Genomic DNA, 11,634 nt, shown 5'->3' on the forward strand with positions numbered 1-11,634 from the left:
GGGCCGGCATCCTGTCCAGGCTGGACTACGGCCGCACATGGCGGGCCCGGAGGGACTCGAACCCTCGACCTGCGGCTTAGGAGGCCGCCGCTCTATCCTTGCTGAGCTACGGGCCCACTATGGCGAGGGGGGTTTCACTAAATATAAACGTTGATGCCGGCCTCTGGACCCCACCATCCGCCGGAAGGGACTGGGCCTCGACCGCATCGATCCATTCGAAGCATCACGAATGCCACTCCAATTCCTCCGGAGGGTGGAGTCGATGTACACCCCCCATCTGGGTGGGCGCAGCTGTAGCTGATTGACGATCGTTTGGGTCGGCTTCGTCGGGCCCGAGCTTCACTTTAAATATAGAGCTCACCCACCCAGAGTGAGGACGAGGTAGGGGATGAAGGTTGAGGTCGATGGTAAGGACAGCCGCTAAGAGAATTGATGAGGGAGTCAGGGAGATCCCTCAGAAGGTGTCCCCTGAGGACTCCTCCCTCAGGGAGTTCCTGGAGAGGGTGAAGGCGAGGATAGTGATAATGGGGGTCGGAGGAGGAGGAAGCAACACGGTGACCAGGCTTAACGCCATAGGCATAGACTCAGTCGAAACCGTGGCGGTGAACACGGATGCCCAGCACCTCCTGATAACGACAGCAGACAGGAAGATACTAATAGGGAAAGAGCTCTGCGGGGGTAATGGATCCGGAGGAGATCCCCACATAGGTGAGGAGGCCGCCAGGGAGAGCGCTGAGGAGTTGGAGAGCTTCCTGAGGGGGACTGATCTTCTGTTCATAATGGCGGGACTCGGAGGGGGAACCGGGACGGGGGCATCTCCCGTCATAGCTGAGATAGGTAAGAGGGTGGGTGCTGCGGTCATATCGGTGGTCACCCTACCCTTCACGGCTGAGGGTGTCAAGAAGAAGGAGATAGCCATGAAGGGGCTCTCCAAGCTCGCTTCCGTGTCAGACACGATAGTCGTGGTGAACAACGACAGGATACTGGATATAGCCAAGGAGCTCCCGCTGCATCAGGCCTTCTTCATATCGGATGAGATAGTCGCGAGGGCCGTGAAGGGGGTGGTGGAGCTCGTTGTCAAGCCAGGGCTGGTTAACGTTGACCTGGCCGATCTCAGGAACGTCGTGGAGAACGGTGGCCCCGCCGTACTCACCTTCGGGGAGAGCGATGGTGAGAACAGGGCCATGGAGGCTGTTGAGGATGCCCTAGGCAACCCCCTGCTCGATGCCGATATATCCGGGGGCAAGGCCGCAATAGTGAACATAACTTCGGGCCCGGATTTCTCGCTCGAGGAGATGCAGCAGATAGTTGAGACTATCGTCAGCTCATTGGATCCCACGGCCAACGTGATATGGGGTGCGAGGATAGATGATTCCCTCAAGGGAGCCGTCCAAGTCCTCTTAATAGTGACCGGGGTTACCTCGCCCACGGTCGAGGCCGCCCTCCAGGGGGAGGTGAGGGAGCCGGCGCTCGAGAGACTGACGAGGCCGAGGGTTGAGAAGGCGGCCGCTAAGCCTGAGATGAGGATCGCCGAGAGGAGAACGGTTCCTCTAGCCAGGGAGATCAGGGAGAGGGGAGATCTGGGTATAGACGAGCTGTGAGGGATTGAGATGCCTGAGAGGGAGAGGAAGGAGGGCCTCATCGACTACATAATCCAGACGCTGAAGGTCGCCGAGAAGCCGAGTTGGGATGAGGTATGGGCCACCTTCAGGGTCACCATAACAGGGTTCTTCCTGATAGGGCTCATAGGCTTCCTAATACAGCTCGTGGCGCTCTACATAGTGGGTGGATGATATGGAGGCTCAGAGGACGCAATCGCTCTTCTTCCCAGTCAGGGTGGTTTCAGGGAAGGAGATAAACATAATAAGGCTCCTGCTCAGGAGGATCTCCTCCTCGGGGGTGAGGGTCAGGTCCATAACATTCGTCCCGAAGTTCAAGGGGTACCTTTTCGTCGAGGCTGAGAGAGAGTATGAGGTCAGGAAGCTTATAGCCGGCCTGAGCAAGCTGAGGCTCGCCTCATCGAACCCCATCCCCCCTCAGGAGATGGAGGACATGATAGCCAGTGAGACGGCCGGCATAGAGATAGAGCCGGGGGACATAGTGAGGATTATTAAGGGCAATTTCAAGGGTTACAGGGCCGTGGTCATAGCAGCTCCCGAGGGTGGGAGGAGTAGGATGCTGACCCTCAAGCTCCTAGACATAGACAGGGACTGGGAAGTGAAGATGCCCGTGATGAACGTGAAGCTTCTGGAGAAAGGAGGTGGAAGCGTTGCCTAAGAAGATCGTTCGGGTCCTCATAGAGGGTGGAAAGGCCACTCCAGGTCCGCCGCTAGGGCCCGCCTTGGGCGGCTTGGGCCTGAACATGGGGCAAGTCGTGAAGGAGATAAACGAGAAGACGAGCGCCTATGCGGGTATGAAGGTCCCCGTCGAGATAGAGGTGGACACGGACACTAAGAGGTTCGAGGTGAGGGTTGGAACCCCTCCTACCTCGATGCTCATACTCAGGGAGCTCAGGCTTGAGAAGGGCTCCTCTGATGCTAGGAAGAGGGTCGGGAATCTGAGGATGGAGCAGGTCATAGGCATAGCTAGGACGAAGCTGGCGGACTCCAACACGGCAGACCTCAGGAGAGTTGTCAAGCAGGTCCTGGGAACGGCCCTCTCAATGGGGATCACCGTGGAGGGGAAGGACCCGAGAGAGGTGCAGAGGGAATTGGATTCCGGAGTTTGGGATTCTCTGATGGGTGGTTGATATGTCGAGGCTGCTGGTTGAGGATGAGTCCCTGAGGAGACTGAAGGAAGTCCTAGAGAGGAGTCCTAAGAGGAGGTTCAATGAGGCCGTGGACCTGGTCGTGGTGCTGAGGGGTGTGGATCTTAAGAAGGATCCTAACGCCAGAATAAACGAGTTGGTGGAACTTCCGCATCAGCCTAGGAACAGGGAGGTCAAGGTCGCCGTGATAGGGAAGGGGGAGTTCCTGACTAGGGCCAGGGAGGCCGGCGCCGACAGGGTCATGGAGCCCGAGGAGCTAGAGGCCATCGCCGCCAGCAAGAGGGCCCTCAAGAAGCTGGCCAACGAGTACGATTTCTTCATAGCCCAGGCGGACGTTCTCCCGAGGATAGTCAGGTTCATAGGACCCGTGCTGGGTCCCAGGAACAAGATGCCGGTCAGCCTGCCGGCCACCTCCGTCTCCCAGCTCCCCGATCTAATAGCTAAGCTGAGGAGGTCCGTCAGGATAAGGACAAAGGATCAGCCGATAGTGCACACCAAGGTTGGATCTAGGGACATGAGGCCGGAGGAGATAATGGAGAACATAAGAGCGGTGCTCTCGGCGATAGAGAGGAAGTACGAGGACCCGAGGAAGATAGCTAAGGTCTACGTCAAGACGACCATGGGGCCCGCGGAGGAGCTTCCGGTATCCTCAGGTTGGAGGTGAGTCAGTTGTCCCTCGAGGTCGTCAGGAAGAGCAGGTCTAGGATGAGGAAGGAGGCAATGGTGGAGAGGTTCCTCAAGCTCGTTAGGGAATATCCCACCGTCATGCTGGCCGACTTCTCCAGGATACCAGCGGACCACTTCGGGAGGGTCAGGAAGGAGCTCGCGCCCGATGTGAAGTTCTTCGTCATGAAGAAGACGCTCATCAAGAAGGCGTGCGAGCTCTCTGATAGGAAGGGTTTGAAGGAACTCGTGAAAAACCTTCCAATGAACCTCGTCGTGATATTCAGCAGGAAGGATCCTTTTGAGACATACAGACTCCTATCCGAGAGGAAGGTAGGGGTCTTCATGAAGCCGGGGGACCTGGCCGAGGAGGATGTGATCATATCCGCCGGCCCGACGGACCTGGCCCCTGGTCCGATCCTGATGGACCTCAGGGCCATGAACATACCCACGAAGATACAGGGGGGCAAGGTGGCGATCGCCGAGAGCGTCACTCTGCTCAGGAAGGGGGAGAGAGCCACCGCTCAGATATCAGATCTCCTCAGGAATCTCAACATAAGACCCCTCAAGGTGGGCTTCAGGGTTACCGCGGCCATCGATGAGGAGGGGATACTCTACACGCCGGAGGTGCTCTCCGTCAGCAGGGAGGACATACTGAAGATGGTTCAGGAGGCTCACATGAGGTCCCTGGGCCTGGCCATGGAGATAGGTGAAATAAATAGGCATACTGCTGCTCCTCTGGCCCAGAGGGCGATTAGAAGAGCCCTGGCCCTCTCCATAAGCATAGGATGGTTGAGCGACCTAACGATACAGCCCCTAATGAGAAAAGCCGCGCGGGCGGCCAGGCTCTTGAGGGAGAGGGTTGGGCTCTGAGCCCCCAACCCTCCATTCTCCAGCTTCGCTCCCGCGGGTTCCACCTCGATATCGCTGTGAGATCAGCGGGTCCGCTCCGATGCATCCAGGCTTCAGCGCTTTCGCTTCTTGTAAGCTTTCCCTTGGACTCGACGCCGAAGATTGAGTAGCGCGGCACCGAGCGACGCTGCGTTTGGCTAGGTCGGACTCCTATGTATGTGCTCCCATCAAGTGGGTTATGGAGTTCACAGCATGACCTCAGCGCACCGGCCCGAGGTAGGGCTCATAGGATCTCAGCGCTTCCCTCCACTCCACCTCCCCGAACAGCCCCTTCTCCCTCTGCCACCTCTGGAGCCTGTAAAGCGGTTCTATCAGGTCCTTGTCCCTCTCGAAGACCTCCCTCACCCTCGAGAACTCCCTTACCAAGTAATCGGCCACGACCTCCTTCAGGTCCATGGGGTGGATCTCCCCTCTCCTGTACATCCCCTCCAGCTGATCGTAGCTCGAGACCTCCACCTCCCCACCTCCAGCGGCCCTGCTCCTCCTCACAGAGATCCTCCCCGTTTCGGGAAGTATGAAGTACCTCACTATAGCCAATATCGGGTTCCTGAGCCTTCCCTCCTCATCATATTGATCCTCACTCCCAGGCGGACAGTAGGCGTTCATCACCTTCTCCCTTATTATCTCGGGAGGATCGTGTACCGCTATGTGCGACCTCGGTATGCTGCTGCTCATCTTACCCCCCGTGAGTCCCGGCAGGAGGGGGGTGTGAATGGCGGTTGGGACGTACCTCTCGACCCTCAGCGGGACATCGAGGCTGAAGACCTCCCTAGTAAGCGCGTGTATCTTCCTCTGATCGGTCCCCCCTATGGCGATCCTCACGCCCAAGTAGAGGATATCGAGGGCCTGCATCAGCGGGTATATCATCTGGGAGACCAGGGGATCCTCCTGCTCCCTAGCTATCATCGTCATGGCCCTCCAGGCCCTTCTGGCCGTGACCCTCTGGGATATTGTGAGCAGATCCATAACGTAATCCTCCGAAAGCTCGAAGTCCGTCCCCAGCACTATCTCTATCTCCCTAGACCCGAGCTCGTGGAAGACAGTTTTCCAGTACGTCAGGGAGACCTCCTTTATCAGCTCCTGGGGACCCTTGAGGTTCAGTATTGCATGTATGTCTGCCATCAGGGCTATGGAATGAAATCCGGCCTCTATCATATCCCTGAGCTTCCTGACGGTGATGAGCGTGCCCACGTGTATCGGCCCGGATGGCTCATAGCCCACATATACCCTATGCCCTCCCTCTCTCACCAGATCCCTCAGCTCATCCAAGGTCATGACGAACTCCTCTAAGGGCTCTGCTACGTTCCTCAGCACAAGCCCCAGCTTGTCCGTGATATCACCTGGGCCAGCGGCCCCCCGCTCAGATTAAATCGTTGACGTCATCTCGCGCTGCACTGAGGGCCTCAGCTCAGGTCAGTCAACTCACGGATCGTTGCCGTCGCACACGAACCCCTCATCGGCCCCTCCTTCGAACGATGGCGAAATTTAAATTTGATTCTGGCCCCGACGACTGTCATTGGACTATTATCTATCTTGGAGGAGCCTCTTGGCCTTAGCCAAGGTCCTGAGCATCTCCCAGTAATGGGATCCGAACCAGAAGACCTTCCCGCAGTTCCCGCAGATCAAAAATCTCCTGTGTCCCCTCAGCACATCCTTGGGAAGCCTTGAGCCGACCTCAACCCTACTTGAGACCCTCAGGGGGGTGTCGCAGAAGGGGCACCTCGTCCTCCTCGCGTCCACCCTGAGCCTCACCCCCAGGTCCCTGGAGAGAGCCGCCATGGCATCCAGCAAGCCCTGGGGAACCTCATAGGCCTCATGACCCATCTTCACGGCCTTCTTGAGGAGTTCGGAATCCCTTGTTATTAACATCCCACCTTCAAGCCCCTTCAGAATGGAGGAATCCTCCTCCTCGGGTTCAACGTACCTGGCGCTGTAGCCCAGGATCCTGATCCACTTAGCGAGCTTCCCGCTCATCGAGTCGACCACGAAGGACCTTTCACGCATCGCGATCCCAGCGCGGCGCGTCAGGCCTCAAGTAACACGGGACAATTTTAACTTTTCGCGGTTTGGGGGGACTCCCTCAAGGGAATCCATGCAGCTCAGCTGGACCACTACTCCGATTGGTGGAGTTGGGATCTTTGGTAGCCCCGCCCGGATTCGAACCGGGGTCTCCGGGTCCAAAGCCCGGCGTGCTTGGCCGCTACACCACGGGGCTTCCATCGACCCACCCGACCCATCATATTAAGTTTTTCTGGGGCGTCGTCGGCGTGTAAGATGCAGGACACCTCGGAAGCAGAGGGGCCTTGGTATGCGGGGGTGACTCACTTGGATCTAGCACGGCCGGCAACCTTTATAGTGCCCGAGGCCCGATCCATATGAGGGGCTCATGAGAGCACTCACAGCTTGCGTGATGGTCGCTCTATTCGTGTGCTCCATGATATGCCTCGCCCTCGGCGTGGGCTACTCCTTGACATACCTGTTGGGGCTTCCCCCCTCCCTCGGCCTCCCCGTCCCGCTCCGAGCGCTCGGTCTCCCGATCATCCTCCTAGGGGGTGCGATCCTGCATTGGGTCTTCAGATACCGGAGGCCCGTGGATATCTGCACCTCGAGCTATGTGACCCTGATGAGAGCGGTCAAGGCGAGGCGATCGGAGGTCCAGCAGATGAGGAGAGAGCCTCTGATCGTCCGGGGACCTTATAGATATACTAGGAACCCCATGTACTTCAGCGCGATCCTGCTGTGGATCGGTTCATGGATCGCGCTCGACCTCACTCCCCTTCTGGTCTCGACGCTTTTCGTCCTCTCGGTCCTCTACCTGATCATAATACCCCTGGAGGAGGGGGAGCTCAGGGAGATCTTCGGAGAGCAGTACGAGGAGTACGCGAAAAGAGTTCGCAAGCTCATCCCCTTCATCCTCTGAGCGGGCTTCGCGATTTCAGATTTTTATAGAGGTTGGTGTTTTTCCATTAACGGTTCCCATCATGGCCCTTGAACGGGCTAGTGAGCTTCCTGAGGATCCAGCGATCATAGGTTCCCCTCACACCGGCAATGATTCCAGAGCCTCAGACGATGAACTCTGATCAAGAAGACTAGCGAGCAAGATCGCCCTAGAAAGGCGGTCCCATTGGGGAGAGCTCATGGAGATGACTTCAGATGGTGCGGGGGGTGGGATTTGAACCCACGCGGGCCTGACGCCCACCGGACCCTGAATCCGGCGCCTTGGACCTGGCTCGGCTACCCCCGCTGGTGCTCCGGCCGGGATTTGAACCCGGGTCTGGGGCTCGAAAGGCCCCTATGCTTGACCGGGCTACACCACCGGAGCCGCTCGATGACGCGCATACCCAAATAAAAACCTTTATATAGATATCCCTAGGTGGAGCTCGAGCTTCTCGCTCAGATATTTGACGAAATACTCCTTTAGGGTTTTGGCTGAGGGGCTCATGGCCTTAAATATCTCCAATTCCGCCTTCTTCCTATTTTCCAGGAACCAACTGTTTTCCCTCTGCCAGAACTCATTCTGGAGGTTCGGAAGGGATTGATTGTCCAGGGCCGCCTTGTAATCGGCTTGGGTGAGCGGCTCAAGGGCGAACTTGTAGTCCCTGAAGAACCCCTCCTCAACGTCCCTAGTGAGTATCCCTATGAACCTGGCCTCCGGGGTTGCCAGGTGAGGTATATGGGCTGAGTTTATGCTGTTGTAAACCACGGTGGCCGCTATCCTCAGGGACCAAGGTGATAGGTCCGTCAGTATCGCTATGGGGACTCCCTCATCTGACAGCATCCTGAGGAACCTTCTCATGCTCCTCGAGGCCTGCCCCTGAAGTATAGCTATCGCTATCTTCCTCTCTTCCGGTATCCCGAGCTCTATCATGTTCTTGGCCGGTCCGACCTTCTCAACCGCAACCACGGCCTTGACCCCTATCCTCTTGAACCTTATGTTCTCCGGCCTGGGCGGGACCGAGTAGCCCATCTCACCCACCTGATCCGCCCTTAGCACCCTGCCTGACCTATCTATGAGCTCTATGTCCCCGTAGATCCATCCTCTGGGATCGCTCGTTATTGAGAATGCCTCCCTCGGCATGCCGAGGAGGAGCTCCATCAGTATTATCCTTGCATCCGTCTCCCTCTGATCCTCGGGGAAGAGGGTTCCCTTGAGCCTCTCCACCTTGTGAAGATAGTAGAAGTCCCTTTTAGTCATCGTAAGCCCATTCTCCAAGTGATCAAGGGCCCTGCTAAGTCCGTAAAGCACCCCGGAGAGAGTCCTCAGGCTTTTCGAGTGAGAGCCCCTTATCCTCCCGTAGAAGGTCGGTCTGAATATGTAGCCAACGCTCTCATCGAAAACTATGTTGCGCTGCGTGTTCGGCGGGTACTCTAGCTCCGGGAACCTTCCCTCCTCTATCGCCTCGGCCACCTTCCTGGCTATCTCTATCACCTTTGCCTTAACCTCACCGCTCATCCTCCTCACCCATGCTCCTTATCCTCTCTATCAGCCTCTCCACCGGAGGTCTCTCACCCAATATTTCCTCCAGCGTCCAAGAGATTAGCTCGTAATACATTTTGAAGAGCTCGTACCTCTTAAGGAGCATCTCCTTCCTCCTCTTCCTTCCCAAGAATATCCTGAGCTCCCTTGCGCACTCCCTGAGGCCTAGCTCTATCTCCCTAGCCACCTCAGGGACGTTCGCTATGAACTCCTTGCCGACCGTTTTGAACGGGACCTTAGTGGAGACTATGTGCACGAAGAATGCTATGGGTTCATCCTCCGGGTTCTTTATACCATAAACACTCCAGTCTATCCTTCTGATCACCTGGTATGAGACGTCGCTGGAGACGTCGTAGAGCAGGGGTATCTTGTTCGCATACCTGTAGAGCTGTATGTCCCCCGTCGGTTTTATCAGTCCACCGTAGGCTATTGCCGTCTCCACTATGAAGGGGTGCGCCTCGTAAACCGAGGGGGGCCTCTGCACGGCTTTGACGAACTCGGGATGCAGCTCCTTCCTTATACCGGACTCCAAGAGCTCCTCACCCAAGGGGGAGAGGACGCTCGGATCGGGGGGTAGGAAGCCCTTGTAGCTCCTGAGGGCCTCATAAAGGGCCCTTACTTCATCATTCGTGAGCTCCGATGGCCTCTTATCCGGATCCAGTCCCGCTATCCTGAGCACCTCACCGGCCGTCTTCTTACCGACCCTCTGGAAGTGCGTCACCAGGAAGGACTCGAGAGTCCTCGTCCTAGTGGTGCTCAGCATCCTCTGCAGGAGCTCCAGATCCACCCCCTTGGGATGGAAGAGTGCTTCCTTTGGCCTCGGGGGCATCCTATCCGTGCTCCTGGGGAAGATGTAGAGGCGACCATCCGGGTCCAGGAAGGCTATCGTTATGTAAGGGACAGCTATAGCCGTCTGCTGGAGGTAGTCCACAATCTTCCTCCTAGCCCTCTGATAGCTACCCTCGAAGACGGACTCCACTATCGTGTAAGACCTCCTGGAGACCCTCTTGACGACTCTCCTCTCGAGCACTAGGGGCTCGTTCCTCCTTATGTCTATCATCATGGTGAACTCGTAGGCGGGCTCCCCTTCCCTGGCCGAGGTCACCTTGAAGGGCATGTTCGTCGTTATCTGGCCGTAGAGCAGCGCCATAGTCCCCCCGAGGCCGAATGTTCCCCTGCTCTGGATCAGCCTGTACTTAGAGCTCACGAAGACCCTGCCGAATGCTAGGGGTATCTCCTCCGGGCTCAGTCCGATCCCATTGTCGGCCACCTTTATCCTGTACCAAGGCAGCCTCTCCCCATCAGCCTCCCTCTCCTCTCTCATAATCACCAAAACCTTCGGGGATCTCCCAGAGAGCTCCACGGCGTCTAAGGAGTTCTCAACGAGCTCCCTAACTATCGTGTACGTGGCCCTCACGGGGTTATCGAAGCCAGCCAGCGACCTGTTCCTATAGAAAAAATCCGCCGCACTTATCTCCTCTAGCCTCAACCCCTCAGTCATGGGATCACCCTGAAGATCACTCCTTCTCCCTCAGGGCCTTATCCAGCATCATCTCATCCATCATCCTTCTCTTGCTCATCTCCGCTATCTTCCTCTCCATCAACCTATATGCCGTGGAGTGCATGGAGCCCTCGAGGAGGGAGATGATCGCCTCCCTGGCGGCGACCACGTCATATGTCTTCCCTATTATAGAGACCGTGTGGCCGTAAATCGATATCTTGGTATTCGTCCTCTCCTCTATGTACATCCTAGCTCTCCCCCTCTCACCTATGAGCCTGCCCCTCATCCTCGTGAGCGCGTTCTTCGTGTCGCCGACGAACCTCCTTATGTCTATGACCTCCAAGACGTAGTCGTCCTCAAGGAGCATCATCGCCACCTCGGGGTTGAACCCCCTTCCTATAGCCCTCACAACGGATTCCAGCTTCATTGGAAGGAGAGGATCATCCGGCGGCTCTGAAAAGCTTATTATGACCTCACCGGTCGAGCTGTCCACCTCTATCCTGGCCTTCGTCGCCTCCTCCAGCCTGGCCTTCGTCGAGCCCCTCCTGCCTATGAGGACGCCAACTCTCTCCTTAGGTATCAGTACCCTGATCTCCCTCAAGCCGGCTCCTCTCCCTCACCAGACCCTCAGCTACCTCCCTGGCATCCGTCGAGTTCAGGCCGTACCTCCTCTTAAAGAAGTTTATCACCCTCTCGAGGTCCCTGAGGAGGAGCGAGTAGGACAGGGGATGCTCGAGGACGACCGCCTGAGAGACGTCTATCATCCAGGGCCTCCCCCTCCAGTACATCAGGTTATACTCGCTGAGATCTCCATGAACGAGTCCGGCCTTGACGTAGCACCTCTTCACATCCTCTAATATGAGATCTCTGACCTCCCTGGGATTTTCCAGTTCCTCCACTTCCCTCAGGAGAGGAGCGGGCACGCTCCCCTCCCCGATGAACTCCATCACCACGATGTTTCCAGCGATGTCGATCGGTCTGGGGACGTTTACACCACTATCCCACATTCTCTTCAGATTCCTGAACTCCTTCTTCGCCCAAAGATACACCAGTTTCTCCCTGTCCCTCACAGGAACGAACCTATGGTCCCCGACTATGTAATCCAAGTACCTCCCGAAGTTCGCGGTGTGGACCCTGTGGATCTTCACTGCCACCTCCGTCCCCGTCCCCCTGCCGGCCAGCACGACGGACTCCTTACCGGAGCTTATTATCCAAGTTATGTCATCGAGCGTGCCCTTGTTGAACAGCTTCAGCAGGTTCCTTACGGTCCTGTCATCGAAGACGAGCTGCTTCACCTCATAATACTCATCATCC

The 11,634-nt window shown here is 57.0% G+C and carries 13 protein-coding genes and 4 tRNA genes; 7 read left to right on the top strand and 10 right to left on the bottom strand.

Going from position 1 to position 11,634, the window contains the following annotated elements:
• Positions 1–38: 38 nt before the first annotated feature.
• A tRNA-Arg gene (locus BA066_04365) sits at positions 39–116 on the bottom strand.
• 288 nt (positions 117–404) lie between these two features.
• Here BA066_04365 and ftsZ point away from each other — a divergent pair.
• From ftsZ to rplJ, 6 genes are read left to right on the top strand one after another with little or no spacing between them, the layout of a single operon-like run.
• Positions 405–1,601, top strand: a complete 1,197-nt coding sequence (ftsZ, locus tag BA066_04370; protein ID RDD53436.1) for a cell division protein FtsZ — start codon at positions 405–407, stop codon at positions 1,599–1,601.
• 9 nt (positions 1,602–1,610) lie between these two features.
• Entirely contained in the window at positions 1,611–1,793 is a 183-nt protein-coding gene (locus BA066_04375) for a protein translocase SEC61 complex subunit gamma (GenBank protein ID RDD53437.1), read from the top strand.
• Between the two features lies 1 nt (position 1,794).
• Positions 1,795–2,277 (top strand): hypothetical protein, encoded by a 483-nt coding sequence (locus BA066_04380; GenBank protein ID RDD53438.1) that lies wholly within the window; start codon positions 1,795–1,797, stop codon positions 2,275–2,277.
• Positions 2,270–2,749, top strand: coding sequence for a 50S ribosomal protein L11 (locus BA066_04385; protein ID RDD53439.1), 480 nt, complete (start codon positions 2,270–2,272; stop codon positions 2,747–2,749). Before BA066_04380 ends, BA066_04385 begins: the two co-directional genes overlap by 8 nt.
• 10 nt (positions 2,750–2,759) lie before the next feature.
• Positions 2,760–3,431, top strand: coding sequence for a 50S ribosomal protein L1 (locus BA066_04390; GenBank protein ID RDD53448.1), 672 nt, complete (start codon positions 2,760–2,762; stop codon positions 3,429–3,431).
• Positions 3,422–4,303, top strand: coding sequence for a 50S ribosomal protein L10 (gene rplJ, locus BA066_04395; protein ID RDD53440.1), 882 nt, complete (start codon positions 3,422–3,424; stop codon positions 4,301–4,303). Before BA066_04390 ends, rplJ begins: the two co-directional genes overlap by 10 nt.
• Positions 4,304–4,540: 237 nt before the next feature.
• Here the strand turns inward: rplJ and BA066_04400 are convergent, their stop codons facing one another.
• From BA066_04400 to BA066_04410, 3 genes are all read right to left on the bottom strand, one after another.
• Complete coding sequence (locus BA066_04400) at positions 4,541–5,677, bottom strand: tyrosine--tRNA ligase (protein RDD53441.1); 1,137 nt, start codon at positions 5,675–5,677, stop codon at positions 4,541–4,543.
• 189 nt (positions 5,678–5,866) lie between these two features.
• On the bottom strand, positions 5,867–6,346 hold the full coding sequence (locus tag BA066_04405; GenBank protein ID RDD53442.1) for a hypothetical protein: 480 nt from the start codon (positions 6,344–6,346) through the stop codon (positions 5,867–5,869).
• A 135-nt stretch (positions 6,347–6,481) separates the two neighbouring features.
• Positions 6,482–6,557: transfer RNA gene (locus BA066_04410), tRNA-Gln, on the bottom strand.
• A gap of 171 nt (positions 6,558–6,728) precedes the next feature.
• Between BA066_04410 and BA066_04415 the strand changes: the two genes are divergently transcribed.
• Complete coding sequence (locus tag BA066_04415; protein RDD53443.1) at positions 6,729–7,262, top strand: isoprenylcysteine carboxylmethyltransferase family protein; 534 nt, start codon at positions 6,729–6,731, stop codon at positions 7,260–7,262.
• A gap of 234 nt (positions 7,263–7,496) precedes the next feature.
• On the opposite strand, the gene BA066_04420 is transcribed toward BA066_04415, so the two are convergent.
• The 6 genes from BA066_04420 to BA066_04445 form a co-directional block, all read right to left on the bottom strand.
• Positions 7,497–7,586, bottom strand: a tRNA-Leu gene (locus BA066_04420).
• Positions 7,587–7,664, bottom strand: a tRNA-Glu gene (locus tag BA066_04425).
• A 33-nt stretch (positions 7,665–7,697) separates the two neighbouring features.
• A complete protein-coding gene (locus tag BA066_04430) occupies positions 7,698–8,804 on the bottom strand; it encodes a hypothetical protein (GenBank protein ID RDD53444.1) in 1,107 nt (368 codons plus the stop codon).
• Positions 8,785–10,320 (bottom strand): DNA topoisomerase VI subunit B, encoded by a 1,536-nt coding sequence (locus BA066_04435; GenBank protein ID RDD53445.1) that lies wholly within the window; start codon positions 10,318–10,320, stop codon positions 8,785–8,787. The genes BA066_04430 and BA066_04435 overlap by 20 nt, the downstream gene beginning before the upstream one ends.
• Positions 10,321–10,336: 16 nt before the next feature.
• Entirely contained in the window at positions 10,337–10,921 is a 585-nt protein-coding gene (locus BA066_04440; GenBank protein ID RDD53446.1) for an RNA-processing protein, read from the bottom strand.
• A partial coding sequence (locus BA066_04445) for a serine protein kinase RIO (GenBank protein ID RDD53447.1) occupies positions 10,893–11,634 on the bottom strand: 742 nt, incomplete at its 5' end. The genes BA066_04440 and BA066_04445, both read right to left, overlap by 29 nt.

The organism is Candidatus Korarchaeota archaeon NZ13-K (assembly GCA_003344655.1).
Classification (GTDB): Archaea; Korarchaeota; Korarchaeia; order Korarchaeales; family Korarchaeaceae; genus Korarchaeum.

Excerpts from the sequence above, each read along its gene's own strand:
- ftsZ (RDD53436.1), top strand. The coding sequence starts at position 405 with ATGGTAAGGACAGCCGCTAAGAGAATTGATGAGGGAGTCAGGGAGATC.
- BA066_04375 (RDD53437.1), top strand. The coding sequence starts at position 1,611 with ATGCCTGAGAGGGAGAGGAAGGAGGGCCTCATCGACTACATAATCCAG.
- BA066_04380 (RDD53438.1), top strand. The coding sequence starts at position 1,795 with ATGGAGGCTCAGAGGACGCAATCGCTCTTCTTCCCAGTCAGGGTGGTT.
- BA066_04405 (RDD53442.1), bottom strand. The coding sequence starts at position 6,346 with ATGCGTGAAAGGTCCTTCGTGGTCGACTCGATGAGCGGGAAGCTCGCT.
- BA066_04415 (RDD53443.1), top strand. The coding sequence starts at position 6,729 with ATGAGAGCACTCACAGCTTGCGTGATGGTCGCTCTATTCGTGTGCTCC.
- BA066_04435 (RDD53445.1), bottom strand. The coding sequence starts at position 10,320 with ATGACTGAGGGGTTGAGGCTAGAGGAGATAAGTGCGGCGGATTTTTTC.